16 protein-coding genes and 1 riboswitch are annotated in these 16,184 nt (G+C 38.7%); of the genes, 12 read left to right on the forward strand and 4 right to left on the reverse strand.

Annotated elements, in window-relative coordinates:
- Positions 1 to 61: 61 nt before the first annotated feature.
- Entirely contained in the window at positions 62 to 1,939 is a 1,878-nt protein-coding gene (gene thiC, locus ACG59Z_RS14315; protein ID WP_151762841.1) for a phosphomethylpyrimidine synthase ThiC, read from the reverse strand.
- 89 nt (positions 1,940 to 2,028) lie between these two features.
- A riboswitch (TPP riboswitch) is annotated at positions 2,029 to 2,163 on the reverse strand.
- 34 nt (positions 2,164 to 2,197) lie between these two features.
- The gene (locus tag ACG59Z_RS14320) at positions 2,198 to 3,280 is read right to left on the reverse strand and encodes a hypothetical protein (protein WP_400199918.1); all 1,083 of its coding nucleotides are present in this window, start codon (positions 3,278 to 3,280) and stop codon (positions 2,198 to 2,200) included.
- A gap of 111 nt (positions 3,281 to 3,391) precedes the next feature.
- On the opposite strand from ACG59Z_RS14320, the gene ACG59Z_RS14325 reads away from it, so the two are divergent.
- The 4 genes from ACG59Z_RS14325 to phoU all read left to right on the forward strand — a co-directional run bounded on the left by ACG59Z_RS14325 (position 3,392) and on the right by phoU (position 7,129).
- Positions 3,392 to 3,973, forward strand: a complete 582-nt coding sequence (locus tag ACG59Z_RS14325; protein ID WP_311086976.1) for a TetR/AcrR family transcriptional regulator — start codon at positions 3,392 to 3,394, stop codon at positions 3,971 to 3,973.
- Positions 3,966 to 4,871: a DMT family transporter gene (locus ACG59Z_RS14330; RefSeq protein ID WP_400199920.1), complete on the forward strand. Its 906-nt coding sequence runs from the start codon at positions 3,966 to 3,968 to the stop codon at positions 4,869 to 4,871. The genes ACG59Z_RS14325 and ACG59Z_RS14330 overlap by 8 nt, the downstream gene beginning before the upstream one ends.
- A gap of 96 nt (positions 4,872 to 4,967) precedes the next feature.
- Positions 4,968 to 6,299 carry a TolC family outer membrane protein gene (locus tag ACG59Z_RS14335; protein ID WP_263614936.1) on the forward strand — a complete coding sequence of 444 codons (1,332 nt, stop codon included), beginning with the start codon at positions 4,968 to 4,970 and terminating at the stop codon, positions 6,297 to 6,299.
- Between the two features lie 107 nt (positions 6,300 to 6,406).
- A complete protein-coding gene (gene phoU, locus ACG59Z_RS14340) occupies positions 6,407 to 7,129 on the forward strand; it encodes a phosphate signaling complex protein PhoU (protein WP_000075183.1) in 723 nt (240 codons plus the stop codon).
- A 315-nt stretch (positions 7,130 to 7,444) separates the two neighbouring features.
- Here phoU and ACG59Z_RS14345 read toward each other — a convergent pair whose 3' ends face one another.
- Together ACG59Z_RS14345 and argH are read right to left on the reverse strand one after the other, a co-directional pair.
- Complete coding sequence (locus ACG59Z_RS14345; RefSeq protein WP_002053140.1) at positions 7,445 to 7,714, reverse strand: oxidative damage protection protein; 270 nt, start codon at positions 7,712 to 7,714, stop codon at positions 7,445 to 7,447.
- A gap of 9 nt (positions 7,715 to 7,723) precedes the next feature.
- The gene (gene argH / locus ACG59Z_RS14350) at positions 7,724 to 9,157 is read right to left on the reverse strand and encodes an argininosuccinate lyase (RefSeq protein WP_087605894.1); all 1,434 of its coding nucleotides are present in this window, start codon (positions 9,155 to 9,157) and stop codon (positions 7,724 to 7,726) included.
- Between argH and ACG59Z_RS14355 the strand changes: the two genes are divergently transcribed.
- The 8 genes from ACG59Z_RS14355 (at position 9,148) to ACG59Z_RS14390 (ending at position 15,898) form a co-directional block, all read left to right on the forward strand.
- On the forward strand, positions 9,148 to 10,287 hold the full coding sequence (locus tag ACG59Z_RS14355) for a sensor histidine kinase (protein ID WP_400199924.1): 1,140 nt from the start codon (positions 9,148 to 9,150) through the stop codon (positions 10,285 to 10,287). The two genes, argH and ACG59Z_RS14355, sit on opposite strands and share 10 nt — an antisense overlap.
- A 60-nt stretch (positions 10,288 to 10,347) precedes the next feature.
- Positions 10,348 to 11,088, forward strand: coding sequence for a LytTR family DNA-binding domain-containing protein (locus ACG59Z_RS14360; protein ID WP_151983946.1), 741 nt, complete (start codon positions 10,348 to 10,350; stop codon positions 11,086 to 11,088).
- A gap of 100 nt (positions 11,089 to 11,188) precedes the next feature.
- Positions 11,189 to 12,106, forward strand: a complete 918-nt coding sequence (gene hemC, locus ACG59Z_RS14365) for a hydroxymethylbilane synthase (RefSeq protein ID WP_400199925.1) — start codon at positions 11,189 to 11,191, stop codon at positions 12,104 to 12,106.
- Positions 12,107 to 12,110: 4 nt separating this feature from the next.
- Positions 12,111 to 12,878, forward strand: coding sequence for a uroporphyrinogen-III synthase (locus ACG59Z_RS14370; RefSeq protein ID WP_400199926.1), 768 nt, complete (start codon positions 12,111 to 12,113; stop codon positions 12,876 to 12,878).
- Positions 12,879 to 12,886: 8 nt separating this feature from the next.
- A complete protein-coding gene (locus ACG59Z_RS14375; protein WP_400199928.1) occupies positions 12,887 to 13,726 on the forward strand; it encodes a hypothetical protein in 840 nt (279 codons plus the stop codon).
- Between the two features lie 9 nt (positions 13,727 to 13,735).
- Positions 13,736 to 14,929, forward strand: a complete 1,194-nt coding sequence (locus tag ACG59Z_RS14380; RefSeq protein WP_263612759.1) for a heme biosynthesis protein HemY — start codon at positions 13,736 to 13,738, stop codon at positions 14,927 to 14,929.
- A gap of 7 nt (positions 14,930 to 14,936) precedes the next feature.
- Positions 14,937 to 15,377 carry a thioesterase family protein gene (locus ACG59Z_RS14385; protein WP_263612760.1) on the forward strand — a complete coding sequence of 147 codons (441 nt, stop codon included), beginning with the start codon at positions 14,937 to 14,939 and terminating at the stop codon, positions 15,375 to 15,377.
- 194 nt (positions 15,378 to 15,571) lie between these two features.
- The gene (locus ACG59Z_RS14390; protein WP_002053185.1) at positions 15,572 to 15,898 is read left to right on the forward strand and encodes an H-NS family nucleoid-associated regulatory protein; all 327 of its coding nucleotides are present in this window, start codon (positions 15,572 to 15,574) and stop codon (positions 15,896 to 15,898) included.
- Positions 15,899 to 16,184 lie beyond the last annotated feature (286 nt).

Raw genomic sequence — 16,184 nt, forward strand, 5'->3', positions numbered from 1 at the left:
GAAATCTATTTATTTCATCCTAACCGAGAATCATGGCTAGGCAAGTGTTTTTTTTGAATATTTACACTTTATGATACAGTTTTTGTCCTTGCTCTTGATAAACCTCTTTCATCGCTTTGAGGCCTTCTTCAACCTCTGAATCGCTATTGGTGAGATTGTTGGCATAGTCGCGGACATTCTGAGTGATTTTCATTGAACAGAATTTCGGACCACACATTGAGCAAAAGTGTGCAGATTTATGTGCTTCTTTTGGTAAAGTCTCATCATGCATGCTGCGCGCTGTATCTGGGTCTAGACTTAGGTTGAACTGATCGTCCCAACGGAATTCAAAACGGGCTTTAGACAAGGCATTATCACGCACCTGTGCACCCGGATGACCTTTGGCAAGATCGGCTGCGTGTGCTGCAATCTTGTAGGTAATAATTCCGTCTTTCACATCTTTCTTGTTTGGTAAACCTAAATGTTCTTTAGGTGTTACATAGCAAAGCATTGCTGTGCCATACCAACCAATCATAGCTGCACCAATCGCAGATGTAATGTGGTCGTAACCCGGAGCGATGTCTGTAGTTAAAGGCCCAAGCGTATAGAATGGTGCTTCTTTACACACTTCTAACTGCAAGTCCATGTTCTCTTTAATCATATGCATTGGTACGTGGCCCGGACCTTCGATCATGACTTGAACATCATGTTCCCATGCGCGGTGAGTCAGCTCACCCAGTGTTTTAAGTTCGCTGAACTGCGCTTCGTCATTTGCATCTTGAATACAACCCGGACGTAAGCCATCGCCTAAACTAAATGACACGTCATAGGCTTTCATGATTTCACAAATTTCGTCGAAATGAGTGTATAAGAAGTTTTCTTCATGATGCGCTAAACACCACTGTGCCATGATTGAACCACCACGAGACACAATACCTGTTAAGCGGTTTGCTGTAAGTGGAACATAACGAAGCAATACACCTGCGTGAATCGTGAAGTAGTCAACGCCTTGTTCGGCTTGTTCAATCAGCGTGTCTTTAAAGATTTCCCATGTTAGGTCTTCTGCAACACCATCCACTTTTTCAAGTGCTTGATAAATTGGTACGGTACCGATTGGAACAGGTGAGTTACGAATAATCCATTCACGTGTTTCATGAATGTTTTTACCTGTCGACAAGTCCATAATGGTGTCTGCACCCCAACGAGTTGCCCAAGTCATTTTTGCAACTTCTTCATCAATTGAAGAGCCAAGCGCTGAGTTACCAATATTGGCATTAATCTTAACCAAGAAATTGCGGCCAATAATCATTGGCTCAAGTTCTGGGTGGTTAATGTTGGCAGGAATAATAGCGCGGCCTTCAGCAACTTCTTGGCGAACAAATTCAGGCGTAATTTCTTTTAAATTTTTTGCACCAAAGTTTTGACCTGGGTGCTGGCGCATATCTACAGCTTCGCGTTGGCGCTGATTCTCACGGATCGCAATATATTCCATTTCAGGCGTGATAATACCTTGCTTGGCATAGTGCATTTGCGTGACATTTTTGCCAGCTTTAGCACGGCGTGGGTTTTGAATGTGAGCAAAACGAATGTCAGCGGTACGAATATCTTTTAAACGTTCTTGACCAAATTTTGAAGTTAAACCAGCAAGTACGTCAGTATCGTTACGTTCTTCAATCCATTTTTGGCGAACTGAAGGTAAACCTTTATTTAAATCGATTTGAACATTCGGGTCGGTATAAACACCTGAAGTGTCATACACCATAACAGGAGGGTTATGTTCACCGCCAAGACCAGTAGGGGTATCGGTTAAAGAAATTTCTCGCATTGGAACCTGAATATCGGGACGAGAGCCTTCAATATAAACTTTTTTTGAAGCGGGTAAGATGCGGGTTAAATCTTTTGCATCTTGTTCATGTTGTGCTGAAATTTCAGCAGAAGAAAGATTCGTTAACTGGTTCATCACATGATCCTTATGAATAACATCAACGAATCAAGCACGACCAAAAACGATGGCGGATTTATCTTTACGAGATAAATTAAGGGCTGTAAGTTTTCAGATGGCTTGATTCCTACGCAGGTCTTAACCTGATCAGGTTCAACGGTACTTGTGATCAAACTTGTGTTGCGATAACACGGAATTTACACAATCTCAGCGAGCTATTACTCGCGCTCCGTCAAGCGATTTAAAGACTAACATGTTTTAGGTTGGCTGGCATTGTCAATTTGTATCTATACAAACCGCATCCATGTGACAGTCGCGGTAGCTTTGAGTATTCCATGGTGACTCTAGTTTTAATAACTGCTCAAGCTGTTCATGCACAATCTGATAGGTAGATTTCTTTTGCCCATTTTCATCAGTTAAATCTGTCTTAAATTGAGTATTACGCTCATCTACAGGAGTGGCAATAAACTTCAAAAATTGTTGGGCGGGTTTTGCTAAGCTAGATTGGTTTTGTGTAGATAAGAAACGGATTTGTTTAAGCGCATCTTTATCAATCCATGTGTTTGGAGCAAACTCATCGGACACAGGCGTATTATCTAGACCAAAGAAAATAAAATATCGGTACTCATTAAATAATAATTTTGCATCACTAATAAAATAACTCTTTGGATATTTTTGAATAAATTTTTCCCAAAACAATGCACGTTCGGTGAGCTCTTTCCATGAAATAGCCAAAGCACCATCGTCATAGAAAATGTCTTTATTGTCTTTTGCCATACGCGTTAAGAACTCTTTTTGGTCAGCGGGTAGGGCTTTAGCAAAAACATCAACTAAATAGTTCGGCTGACGGCGATAAGTAAACATACCTTCACCTTGATAAAGTAGTTCAATATAGGCTTGGCCTTCATGTTGAATCAGATATTGATCACGAGTACTAAGCTGATCGAATAACTTTTTCTTGGTTTTCATTGTTTTTTTCGCATCTAATGGTTCTTTTTCTAAAATGGCATAGCCAAAAGCTTCAAACGCTTTTGCTGTTTTTTCATTATATTCTTGTTTTAGAAAACGCTGATACATGGCGGTTGAAGCATTAATCAGCTTCAGTTGTTCATCATTTTTTAATAATGGGACACAGGTTTTGAGTTTTTCATTAATTTGATTTAGGTCCTCTATTTTACTATTTTGATTAATCGTGTACATAGCTACCATAATTTGTAAGCAGCTACTGTCTTGTTTTTGAGTGGCCTTTTGCTCAGTTGATTTTTGTTCTTTAGATACAACTTGATCTTGCTCTGATGTTTTATTACATCCAGCTAAAAGTAGTGCGCTGCACATACTCATCATTAGAACTTTTTTCATCTTTATATTTTTATCAAAGTAAACATTGCTCAAATTATAACGCTTAAAAAGATTGCATCACTGTTAGAAATCTTTATTATTAGGTAGGTCGGTCTACTTAATTAAAAAGCTATGAATGATAAAACAGCACGACAGAAAATTCTCGATGCCGCTTCAACTTTGTTTTATAACGATGGCATTACTGCAACTGGCATTAACTCAGTTACGACTAAAGCAGATGTAGCCAAGATGTCGCTTTATAATAATTTTGCTTCAAAAGGTGAGTTGGTCGATGCCTATATTGCTGCGCGACATCAAGAGTGGCTAGACCTTTACCAAAACCGTTTAGCAACAACAAAAACAGCTAAAGAAGCTATTTTGGCCGTATTTGATGCCTATCAAGATCATGCGGAATTTGCTTATGAAAAAGGCTTTCGAGGATGTGGGCTATTAAATGCTGCTGCAGAGTTTCCTGCGAATAGTTCAGGGCGAAGTTCGGTAAGACAACATAAAGAAGAAGTTGAGGCTATTGTTGCTGAGCATTTAAAAAAATTAATACCAGACTCACAGCGTGTTAACTATGTGGCTACGCAGCTTTCATTTCTTTTAGAAGGCTCTATGGCAAGAGCAGGCTTAGAAGGTAACAGTCGTCAACTTCTATTAGCAAAGCAAATGGCAGAAGATATTTTAGATCGAGAATGCCCACATGATTAGCCTCATTAAAAATAGTAGTTATGGCGGCACAATTGCGATTTTAGTTGCCTCTGTTTTGTGGGGAACAACAGGTACTGCGGCCGCATTTGCACCGACACTTGGCCCACTTGCTATTGGTGCCGCAGCGATGGGTGGAGGGGGGCTTTTACAAGCTTTAGTTGCATCCCGAGCGATACGTGAAAACCGACAATTTATAAGGAAAAATCTTTTAATACTGCTTTTGGGGGTAGCGGCGGTTGGTATTTACCCTTTGGCTTTTTATTCCTCAATGCATTATGCCGGCATTACGATTGGTACTGTGGTTTCAATTGGTTCTGCTCCACTGATCGCAGCAATTTTAGAACGATTCTTTGATCGCAAAGCTTTGTCTGCCATCTGGTTTCTGAGTTTTATTTGCGGTGTACTTGGCGTAACGATGTTGTCGATGGGTGAAAGTCATGCAGTTCAAGATAGTACAAATCAATGGAATAAATACTTCGGTATTTTTCTTGGGCTTGTCGCAGCTACAACTTATTCGCTTTATTCATGGGCTGCAAAAAGATTAATAGATCGGGGTGTTGCCTCTAAAGCTGCAATGGGCATGATTATGGGCGGCGGGGCGGTTATTTTGCTTCCTACTTTGTTGGTTACAGGTGGAGGGTTATTAGAAAGCTCAACCAATTTACTTGTAGCTGGCTATATGATGCTGATTCCTATGTTTTTGGGTTATTTACTTTTTGGCTTTGGATTAAAAACGGTAAATGCCAGCAAAGCGACCACCTTAACTTTATTTGAACCTTTAGTTGCTGCGATTTTTGCCATTGTGTTGGTAGGTGAGCATGTTTCATGGTTGGGTTGGATAGGCATGTTTTTGATTTTTATTTGTATTTTAATATTATCAAAAACTCAGAACACTTAAAAAAACTAAAACTTTTAATGGCTTGAGTTTGATTCGAATTTTTCTTAGTCTTAAAGCCAAGTTTTATCGTTGATTTAAACAATGAAAATAAAATTAATGCTTGTGGCGGGTTTATGGAGTTTTACCTCGTCGAGTTTTGCTCTAGATTTAGTTGAAACTTATGAGCGCGCGAAACAAAATGATCCGACATGGCAAGCGAATCAACAACAATTTGAAGCAGATCAGCTCAATTTAGGCTTAGCAACGGGTGCTTTACTACCTACAGTTACCTTGTCTGGAAAAATTAATCGTAATAGCCAAACCGTAAAACGTTCAAATTTTCCAGGTGTTGATCAAGAAGGGTTGTCAGATGCTTTGGTGAGTAATACATCGACCACCAAACAAGCAACTTTATCTGCTCGTCAGCCTCTTTTTCGTATGGATGCATGGGAAGGTTATAAACAGGTTAAAACCTCGGTTGCCTTAAGTGAAATTACCTTAAGACTGCAAAAACAAGATCATGTTTTAAATGTCGCAGAAGCTTATTTTAATGTACTTCGTCAGCAAGCACTTACTGCTGCATATTTACAAGAAGAAAAAGCTTTGCTTGAACAGCTCAATATGATGAATGCCAAGCTTAAAGAAGGTTTGGTAGCACGTAGCGATGTCAGTGAAGCAAATGCCCAATATCAAAGTGCCAGAGCCAACCGTATTGCGACCAATGTACAGATTTTATTAGCTCAAGAGCAACTATCTGAATATATTGGCCCTTATCAGGATAAGCTTGCCGTACTGCGAAGTGATTTTACTTTTCAAAAACCTTATCCAGCCCAGCTTGATGATTGGTTAAGTTTAGCCCAACAACAAAATTTAAAGATTCAGCAAGCACGTTTACAACGACGATATGCTGAAGATCAACGTCGTGTGGAAAAAGCTGCACTTTATCCACAGATAGACGCAGTTGCGAGTTATGGTTATACCAAACAAACCCCAGAAACGCTGATTTCGACTGACGGAAAGTTTGACCAGGTGGGCGTAGAGATGAACTGGAATTTATTTAATGGAGGACAGACCCGAACCTCTATTAAAAAAGCCAGTGTAGAGTTAAATAAAGCACAAGCCCAACTCGATGCAGCCATTCGCCGTGCCAATGTTGATGTAAAAAGTGCTTTTATGCAGGTAGATACCGATCGAGCAAAACTTGAAGCAAGAAAGGCGGCAATGGACTCATCAGCACTTGTTTCTCAAGCTTCAAAAGCAAGTTATAACGAAGGCTTAAAAAGTATGGTCGATGTTTTATTGGCGCAGCGTAATGCTTTTTCTGCAAAACAGGATTATCTTAATGCTCAATATGACTATTTATTAAATGTACTGCGTTTAAAAGCTGCTGTAGGTCAATTAGGTGAAAAAGATCTGGTCGAATTAAACAGCTGGTTAACGTATCAGTAATAAAAAATGCTTTTATCTGAAATTTAATTTTGTCATAAAAATTTAATGATTGATGTGTTTTAATGCTCAATCATTTTATCCCTGCGCCATCATGTTGGAGGCTTCCCTTGAGTCCGAGTAATCCGGTGTTAAGCCATCATATTTCTTCTCAATTTAATGAAGATTTGCAAGATGTGAACACAAAGTTTATGACCATGGGTGGCTTGGTCGAACAACAGGTTGCCAATGCAATTCATTCTTTGCTTGATACAGATGCGAATTTAGCAATTGATGTTCAATTTAAAGACAATGCAGTCAATCAATATGAGCGTGATATTGATGAAGGTCTGACACTCATCTTGGCGCGTCGCCATCCAGCCGCAATTGACTTGCGTATGGTGATTGCTATGAGCAAAGCCAATACTGACCTTGAACGTATTGGGGATGAAGCTGCAAAAATTGCTCGTATTGCACAGAACCTTTGTGAAGAGGGTGGATCACCTCGCGGTTACATGGAAACCCGTCATATTGGTAACCAAGTACGTGTCATGATTCACGATGCACTTGACGCTTTTGCACGTTTAGATGCAGATCAAGCTTTACGTGTACTTTTAGCTGATGCGGACATTGACCGTGAATATCAATCAGCAACACGTACATTAATGACCTATATGATTGAAGACCCGCGTCATATTGCTCGCGTGATTAACGTGATGTGGGTTTTACGTTCATTAGAGCGTATTGGCGATCATGCACGTAACATTGCTGAACAAGTGATTTATATGGCAAAAGGCTTTGATGCTCGCCATACTAAAATTGAAGAAATTGAAGCGAAAGTTCACGAAAAGTAATAATTGAGCTGAAATATCTAAAGGCCTTGTTTGAAACAAGGCCTTTTTATTTTTTTAAAATAATAGATAAAAAAAATGTCCCGAACTTTGGGGGGAAGTTCAGGACAGAAAATCAAGTGCATTAAGAGAAAACACGACAGGGATCATGTCTCACTTGCTATGAATTGATAATAAGGTTGCAACCAATTCATGTCATGTAGAGTCCTGTGCGCTCTATGTAAGGCTTTATATGTTTGTGTAAGTTTCACGTAAAAAAAGGCAGGTCTATGTATATAAACCTGCCTTTTCAATGATGATGGGCTTAGAAAAAACGAATTATTCCGGCTTCCAACCTTCTGCTTTTTCAACGCTTTCATCATTATTGAAGAACTTCTCACGTTGTTCTTCAAGGAATTTTTTCGCTTCTGGATCAAACACGTTTAAACGCTTTTCATTAATCAGCGTAGTTTGGTGTTGTAGCCACTCTTGCCATGCTTGCTTAGAAACATTTTCAAAAAATTCTTGGCCTTTGGCACCAGGAAACGGAGCAAAGTCTAATCCTTCCATTTCCTTTTGATATTTACGGCAAAATACTTGTCGACTCATTTTGTATCCTTAAGCGTATAACTGTTCTAGACGTGTATGGGCACGAGCAATTGCAGCTTCAACTTGTTTTGGTGAAGTTCCGCCAATATGATCACGTGCATTTACCGAAGCTTCTAGTGTCAATGCTTTATCAAATACGTCTGCTGTGATTAAGTCAGAGAATTGTTGTAATTGCTCAAGTGTTAATTCAGATAAATCTTTTTCTTCAGCAACACCTAATGCAACCGCTTTACCTACAATTTCATGCGCATCACGGAACGCAACGCCTTTTTTCACTAAGTAGTCAGCAAGGTCAGTTGCAGTTGAGAATCCACGAAGCGCAGCTTCACGCATGATTTCAATATTTGGAACCAATGCAGGAATCATATCTGCAAATGCCATGAGTGAACCACGAACCGTATCGATTGCATCAAATAAAGGTTCTTTGTCTTCTTGGTTGTCTTTGTTGTACGCCAATGGTTGACCTTTCATGAGCGTAAGTAAGCTAATTAAGTCACCAAATACACGGCCAGATTTACCACGGATGAGTTCTGGAACATCTGGGTTTTTCTTCTGTGGCATGATTGACGAGCCAGTACAGAAACGGTCAGGAATGTTCACAAATTTAAACTGTGCAGAAGTCCAAAGAATCAGTTCTTCAGACATGCGTGATAAATGCATCATGATTAAAGATGCGGCTGCATTAAATTCAATGGCAAAATCACGGTCAGATACAGCATCGAGAGAGTTTTCAGATACCGCTTCGAAACCAAGTAATTCTGCTGTGTAAGCACGGTCAATCGGGTAGGTAGTACCTGCAAGAGCCGCGGAACCAAGAGGCATACGGTTAACACGCTTACGGCAGTCTTGAAGACGTTCAGTATCGCGAACCAACATTTCAAACCATGCCAATAAGTGATGGCCAAAAGTTACAGGCTGAGCAGTTTGTAGGTGTGTAAAGCCTGGCATAATGGTATTTACATTTTTGGCAGCCAAGCCTAACAAGCCTTTTTGTAAACGCTCTAATAAGCCCAAAATGTCGTCAATTTCGTCGCGTAGATAAAGACGGATATCAGTTGCAACTTGGTCATTACGACTACGACCAGTGTGAAGTTTTTTACCTGTAATGCCAATACGTTGAGTCAAACGTGATTCAATGTTCATGTGAACATCTTCAAGATCGATACGCCATTCAAAGTTTCCAGCTTCAATTTCTGCGCGAATGGTGCTTAAACCTTCAATAATGTCGTCTCGTTCTGCTTCTGTCAGTACGCCAACTTTCGCAAGCATGGTAGCATGCGCAATCGAACCAGCGATGTCTTGCTTATAAAAACGTTGGTCAAACTGAACAGAGGCAGTAAATTCTGCTACAAAAGCGTCTGTCGCTTCAGAAAAACGACCACCCCACATACCAGAGGTTTGGTTTGGGGCTGCTGAATTAGGGGGATTTGAAGATGTGGTCATGGTGGCTCAGTAAAATAAAAAAGAGTATATCACTTGCCGAAGCTCAACAAACAAAGTTGTTTTCTACAGCATATCGAAATCAAAATTCCTCCTATTTTTTTACGAAAATTGATCGTTGGCAACATTTATTAGAATTAATTATCGCAAGTAATGTTTTGGCACTGGTTTTAGCATTGGCTGAAGCGCAATCTTGGCATGCTTTAAGCGGGTTACGCCTTTTACAGTATATGATTTTTATTAACTGGGTGATTTTGTCTTTTTTTGCCTTAGTTGAATATTTTCAAAATTTTTTTAGTCAGCTTCAGCAAAAATATGCTTTGGCAATTGGCTTTGTTATGCTGCAAGCGATTGTGGTGGTGACTACCCTAATAAGCAATTTTTTTCAATTTGGAATTTTGAAAAGAACAACTTTTATAGCGCAGGACTGGAGCATTTATTTTACCAATGTCCCTTTATATTTAAGTTATGGAATATTACTCGGTGCATTTTGTCTGCGCTATTTATATGTTCGGGAACAATGGTTACATCAACAATATGCTGAGTTAAATGCGCGTATTCAGGCTATGCAGGCACGTATTCATCCTCACTTTTTATTTAATAGTTTAAATAATGTGGTGAGTTTAATTACGATAGACCCAGATAAAGCAGAAAGTATGCTGATTAGCCTGTCGCGTTTATTTAGAGCGAGTTTTCAAGAATTAAAATTGGTAAGCTTGCATGAAGAAATTGAGCTCAGTAAACAATATTTAATGATTGAACAAATACGTTTAGGTGAGCGTTTACAAGTCGAGTGGAAAGTGGAGCTTGATCCTTTGCAATTAAAGCAGGTCACGATTCCTTTATTGACATTACAACCTTTGTTAGAGAATAGTATTTTTCATGGGGTGGAACCAATGATGGGTAAAGCGACCATTGGGGTATTGGTTGAAATATTGCAAAATCAGGTCAGTATAGTCATTACCAACCCTTATACAGACGATACAATAAAATCACGGAAAGGGCATGGAATCGCTCTTGAAAATGTTAAGCAGCGCTTGAAGGCGTATTATGGGAATTCAGTTAGGTTCCAGGTGTATAAGGGTGAAACTTTATATACCACTATTATGAGCTATCAATACCAATCAAAATAATAAGTCAGTCAGAGTTAACCATAAAAAAATGGACCAAGTTAACGGTGACAAGGAGGATGAATGAAGGTGCTAATTTGTGATGACGAGCCACTTGCAGTGGAACGATTGTCACGTTTAGTTTCAAAGATGGGACATGAGGTTGTCGCAACAGCTCATCATGGCCAAGATGCCTTGGAACAGGCACGGCTTCATCAACCGGATGTGATTTTACTTGATATCCAAATGCCGGGTATGAATGGTCTCGTCTGTGCGGAGCAGCTAAGTCAGCTTAACCCTCGACCTGCTATTGTATTTTGCACAGCCTATGATCAGCATGCTTTAGAGGCGTTTAAGTCACAAGCACAAGCTTATCTTCTTAAACCAATTGATCCAGTAGAACTTGAGCAAGTTTTTAAGCAGTTAACCCAACTTACTCAAGCACAGCTTAATGCTTTGCCGAATCCTGAACTTTTACAGGATTTAAAAACACAAAGACATCAAATTGCTGCTAAAACCTATCGTGGGGTTGAACTGATTCCTGTTGAAAATATCTATTACTTTTTGGCAGATCAGAAATATGTCACGATACGTCATAAAAATGGCAGTGTGTTAATTGATGAAACACTGAAAGAACTTGAAACTGAATTTGCAGATCAATTTATCCGTATTCATCGAAACGCTTTGGTCTCAATTGCTTATTTGGATGGTTTAGAGCTTGTCAGCTCAGGCCAATATCAGGTTCGATTGCGAGGTCTTGATGAAAGACTTTCCGTTAGCCGTCGCCATTTATCTACGCTTAGAGAGCGGATACATCAGCTTTAACCTGTAGCTATCTTATTTCTGCTGGTGAGATTTTACTTGCAATTTTAAGGGATCAAGTTAAGTTTAGGGTGTATTGTTTGACCAGCCCATGCTTGAATTTATGAAAACCTTGAAAATTGCTACACGACAAAGCCCACTTGCTCTTTGGCAGGCAGAACATATTCGTGCCCGTTTACAGGAGCTTCACCCGGATTTAACGGTAGAGCTGGTCAAGTTTGTCACGCAGGGCGATAAAATTTTAGATACACCTTTAGCAAAAATTGGTGGTAAAGGCTTGTTCGTTAAAGAGTTGGAAGCTGCTCTTTTAGATGGTCGTGCGGACCTCGCTGTACATTCAATGAAAGATGTGCCAATGGCACTACCAGAAGGTTTAACTTTGGCAGTCATTTGCGAACGTGAAGACCCATTAGATGCTTTTGTTTCAAATACTTTTGAAAAATTTGCTGACTTACCGCAAGGAGCTAGAGTTGGCACATCAAGCTTACGTCGTAAATCACAAATTTTAAAACAACGTCCAGATCTACAAATTATTGATTTGCGCGGCAATGTTGGAACTCGTCTATCTAAGCTAGATGATGGTCAATACGATGCGATTATTTTGGCGAGCGCTGGTTTGAAACGTTTAGGGTTGGAACAACGTATTCGTCATTGTATCGAGCCAAATGTAAGCTTACCTGCTGTTGGGCAGGGTGCTCTTGGTTTGGAATGCCGTGCAGATGACAAAGAAGTATTAGCTTTAATACAACCTCTTTTACACCCAGAGACTGATGTGTGTGTACGTGCTGAGCGTGCATTTAATGCCTATCTTGAAGGTGGTTGTCAGGTACCGATTGCAGGTTATGCAACCTTGCAAGATGGCAAAATTCATATTGAAGGTCGCGTCGGAAGTCCTGATGGGCAAACATTATTACGTGCTGAAATGACAGATGAAGCTCACAATGCTCAGCAGTTAGGTGAGAACCTTGCTCGAAACTTACTTGAACAAGGTGCGGGCGATTTATTAAAGGCTCTTTACTAACGCCATGTTGTTTATTAATACCCGACCTGACTCACGTGCAGCTGAATTAACGGAAGCTTTGCAAAATAAGGGGTATCAGGTCGAGTCTTTACCGCTTTTAGAGCTGGTTGCTCAACCTTTTTCAGATTCACTCTTTCAACTCTATCAACAGCTAGTCGGGGCACAAGCGATAGTCGTTGTGAGTCCTACTGCTGTTGAAGTAGGTATGCAGTACTTAACGCAAAGTGGTTTAAAGCTAGATGACTTAAAACATATTCAGTGGATTGCGGTCGGACAAGCCACGGCGAATCGTCTCCATGAATATGGAATTGACGCGCATGTTCCAGATGTAGAAACTTCCGAAGGCATGCTCACACTACCTATTCTCTATAATATGCAGCAGATGGGTAGTTTGGCTTTTTGGAGAGGAGAAGGCGGCCGCCAATTTATGATGGATACTTTGCAGCAGCAAGGGATTCAGATTTTAAATTTTGTTTTATATCATCGGCAGTGTCCAGAAGTTTCATATTCAACATTCAAACATCTGACACAGAATTCAAATTATAATTTAGAAAAATGGCTTGTCTTAATTACCAGTGAGGCAAGCTGGAAATATTGGTTAGAGCTTTGTTTAAAAAATAATGTACAACCTGATTGTGTATATTTGGTTTTAGGACCACGTCTTTTTCAACTTGTTAAAAAATATCGCGATCAGCAACAGGCTCATTTTCACATTATTCAACTTGAAAATTTATCGCCTTCGGGGATGATTCATCACATTCAGGCATTATAAGGATTTGTATGAGAAAACTTGTTTCTATCATCATTTTGCTGAGCATCGCTTGGTTGGCTAAGCTCAGTTACGATATGTGGCAAATTTCTCGTACTGTTCCAGAGCTTCAGCAAAGTTTACTGCAATCGGAACAACAATATGCCAATTTGAATGATCAATTGGTGGCTTTAAAAAGACAAATACAGTCCCAGCCGAGTAGTAGTGTTCAAACAGCACCTTCAACAAATAATGAGATTATTCATTCAGGTATTACGCCAACGGTAGTCATTAAGCAAAAATTAGATTTAATTCAGTTTGCGATTGATCAACAGCAGTTTATTTATGCGGTAGATCATTTAACTCAGCTACAACAATCCTTGCCTCAATATGAAATTGCCCCAGCATTGCAACACAGCTTAAATCAGGCAATTGAACAGGATAAACAGGCTATACAACAATACGTAATTGCTCAAAACCAGCGTCATCAATTGATTGATGATTTATTACAAACTATTGATAAAAATATCCAGCAAGCATTAGCTCGGCCTAAACTTGAGATGGACCAATCCGAGTCGGTATCTTGGTGGAAGAAGTGGTTCCGCATTGAAAAAGTAGAAACGCCGTCTATTAATTTAATGAATCGAAGTGTGGTGCTGAAAGAGGTGCAATTAAGATTATTAATTGCTGAGCAGGCATTAAATCAAGGAAAAATGGCAGAGTATCAAAATGAGCTGCAATCAGTAATGCAGAAATTAAATGAAATGCCAGATGCGACCAGTCAGCAGTTGAAAAATCGTATTGCTAAAGTGTCTCACTTATCTATCGTGCCTGTGCCTAAATTATCGACTCTTGGCCTGCTTGGCTCATAAGGAGGACATATGAAACATCTCCTATGGGTTTATCTTGTCATTAGCTTGGTACTTTTTGCGGCCTTAGCTTTATTGAGCTATGGCTACGGTATGGGTTATGTCTATATCTACTGGCGCCAATTGCAATTGCAAACAAATGTGTGGGGATTAGTCCTTACTTTTGTCGTAATGAGTTTTATTGCTCAGTTAATATGGCTGTGGATTAAACGTTATTCTTCTCGTGAACAAAGAAAAAGAGAAAATATTTTTCAGTTTAAAAATCTTCATCCTTATGAGCAATTAGGTATCGTCTGGCTATTAGAAGCTGCCGAAGACCAACGCGTCTTTATCGAACGGGTTTTTACCCAGTCAGGACTTTTAAAAAATATTATTGATGCCAAGTTCTTGGTTTTAAGTGGAGATTATCAAAAAGCATTAGATGCTTTGGATCAGTCTCCACCTATGGCTTTTGAATTGGCAGAATTACAGCGTATTGAAATATTTTTAGCCCAAAATGAAGCTGAGCGTGCATTAACTCATCTTGAGTTCTTATATCAGCATCAATTATCACCATGGCTTGAAGAAATCGAGACCGCATATCAACAGCGATTAACTGCGTTATGGGGGCAGCTTGCTTTACAGCAACCATGGTTATATTTGCGTTCGATGAAATATGGATTATTAGACGCTGAGCATCGTGATTTATGGTTACAGCAACTTCTTCAACAGTTCGATCAAGCTTCAGTTGATGACTTACATGCTCTGCAACAGCGCTATCTAGATTTAGAGTCTGAAATTCAAACTCGACCTTATAGCAGTAAATTACTATGGCTAAAACTCTTGGCGCGTATGCCGGAAATGAGTATTCAGCATGAAACATTAACTTTGCATCTTCTCAAAGAGCAATTTGATCCAGAAGTGTTTTATTTGTGGTTTCAGCAGCAATTGCTTAAGCAGGTTCCTGACTATGCGGATGTTGAGGAAAAGATTAATCAATTTGAATCTCAATATATGAGTTTGCCGGTTTTAACATTTGCAAAATGGCATGTTTACATGGCAACTGAGCGTCAAGCTGAAGCAGAAATATTATTAAGTTTATACCCAGATAATATTTTAATGAGCTATTTACGTATTAAATCAACCTTAAAAGAAGATGATGAGTTAATCAAACAGTTAAACCTAATCTTTGAAAATGATGCGAATTTTTTAAAATTTAAAATTTGAGGTAAAAATGAAAGAACTGTCTGTCTACCCTGTAATATACGACCAGAAAGTAGCATGGGGAGATATGGATGCTTTTGGTCATGTCAATAATGTACAGTATTATAGATATATTGAAAGCTCACGTATTTTATATATGGAAAATGTAAATATATTGACCCCAAATATATATACTGTTGTTGCTTCAAGTCAGTGCAAATATTTAAAACCCGTGTTTTATCCAGATGTATTAAAAGTAGGGGTTCGCGTAGAGGAGATGCGCAATAGCGCATTCCGTATGGCTTATATATTATGGAGTGAGGCACAACAGCAAATCGTTGCTACAGGTGAAGCTGTAATGGTCTGTATAGATAAAATGACAGGATTAAAATGTGAAATACCAAATGAAGTAAAAAGTAAAATTATTGAATTAGAAAAATCAGTAGGACATGACTTAATACATTTAGCTTAAATAAATATTAAGAAAATATATTTCAATTATAATTATTAATGTAATTAAAAAGTAAATTTATAGCATTATTCTGACGAACTTGTCTTTCAAACTATTGCTTATTGAATAGATTATAAATACTATTGGTTATGATTTAATGTTTTTAAATTTTGTCTGTATTATTTGAATTGTCTGTAAGACTGGAGTATTTATTAATGAAACCGGATATTAGTGAATTATCTGTTGAAGAGTTAAAACGCTTACAAGAAGAAGCAGAAGCTTTAATTGCAAGCAAAAAAGATCAAGCAATCGAAGATGCTTATAATCAAATTATCGAGATTGCAGAAAATGTAGGTTTTAGTGTTGAACAACTTCTTGAGTTTGGTGCTCAAAAACGTAAGAAAACAACACGTAAATCTGTAGAGCCACGCTACCGTAACAAAAACAACTCTGAAGAGACTTGGACTGGTCGCGGTAAACAACCACGTTGGTTAGTTGCTGAAATTGAAAAAGGTGCAAAACTTGAAGATTTCTTAATCTAATTGTATTGCCTCTTAAAAAGCCAAGCGATTTAGTTTGGCTTTTTTATTTTAAAAAAAATTAAAACTTTTATTTTAAAAATGAAGTATTCAATAAAGTGTTTAAATTCCTAAATAAATACATTGTTGAGACTAAATTTGCATTTAGTAAGATCAATCGTCAATTTTCATGATTTTGTCATACGTACAACTTATAGTCTTTAAGAAGACGCCAAGCCTGATTGCTTGGTTTTTTTATATGAAGTGAATTGGCGATGTTGAAAAAGTATGCATAATGTCAGACTAGAGA

This window comes from Acinetobacter sp. ABJ_C1_1 (genome assembly GCF_044684115.1).
Lineage (GTDB): Bacteria > Pseudomonadota > Gammaproteobacteria > Pseudomonadales > Moraxellaceae > Acinetobacter > Acinetobacter nosocomialis_A.

What these genes read in the sequence shown, in the direction of transcription:
- ACG59Z_RS14385 (WP_263612760.1), top strand. Translation starts at nt 14,937, where the DNA reads ATGAAAGAACTGTCTGTCTACCCTGTAATATACGACCAGAAAGTAGCA.
- ACG59Z_RS14335 (WP_263614936.1), top strand. Translation starts at nt 4,968, where the DNA reads ATGCTTGTGGCGGGTTTATGGAGTTTTACCTCGTCGAGTTTTGCTCTA.
- ACG59Z_RS14320 (WP_400199918.1), bottom strand. Translation starts at nt 3,280, where the DNA reads ATGAAAAAAGTTCTAATGATGAGTATGTGCAGCGCACTACTTTTAGCT.
- ACG59Z_RS14330 (WP_400199920.1), top strand. Translation starts at nt 3,966, where the DNA reads ATGATTAGCCTCATTAAAAATAGTAGTTATGGCGGCACAATTGCGATT.
- ACG59Z_RS14380 (WP_263612759.1), top strand. Translation starts at nt 13,736, where the DNA reads ATGAAACATCTCCTATGGGTTTATCTTGTCATTAGCTTGGTACTTTTT.
- thiC (WP_151762841.1), bottom strand. Translation starts at nt 1,939, where the DNA reads ATGAACCAGTTAACGAATCTTTCTTCTGCTGAAATTTCAGCACAACAT.
- ACG59Z_RS14325 (WP_311086976.1), top strand. Translation starts at nt 3,392, where the DNA reads ATGAATGATAAAACAGCACGACAGAAAATTCTCGATGCCGCTTCAACT.
- ACG59Z_RS14355 (WP_400199924.1), top strand. Translation starts at nt 9,148, where the DNA reads ATGTGGTCATGGTGGCTCAGTAAAATAAAAAAGAGTATATCACTTGCC.
- hemC (WP_400199925.1), top strand. Translation starts at nt 11,189, where the DNA reads ATGAAAACCTTGAAAATTGCTACACGACAAAGCCCACTTGCTCTTTGG.
- ACG59Z_RS14360 (WP_151983946.1), top strand. Translation starts at nt 10,348, where the DNA reads ATGAAGGTGCTAATTTGTGATGACGAGCCACTTGCAGTGGAACGATTG.
- ACG59Z_RS14390 (WP_002053185.1), top strand. Translation starts at nt 15,572, where the DNA reads ATGAAACCGGATATTAGTGAATTATCTGTTGAAGAGTTAAAACGCTTA.
- argH (WP_087605894.1), bottom strand. Translation starts at nt 9,157, where the DNA reads ATGACCACATCTTCAAATCCCCCTAATTCAGCAGCCCCAAACCAAACC.
- ACG59Z_RS14370 (WP_400199926.1), top strand. Translation starts at nt 12,111, where the DNA reads ATGTTGTTTATTAATACCCGACCTGACTCACGTGCAGCTGAATTAACG.
- ACG59Z_RS14345 (WP_002053140.1), bottom strand. Translation starts at nt 7,714, where the DNA reads ATGAGTCGACAAGTATTTTGCCGTAAATATCAAAAGGAAATGGAAGGA.
- ACG59Z_RS14375 (WP_400199928.1), top strand. Translation starts at nt 12,887, where the DNA reads ATGAGAAAACTTGTTTCTATCATCATTTTGCTGAGCATCGCTTGGTTG.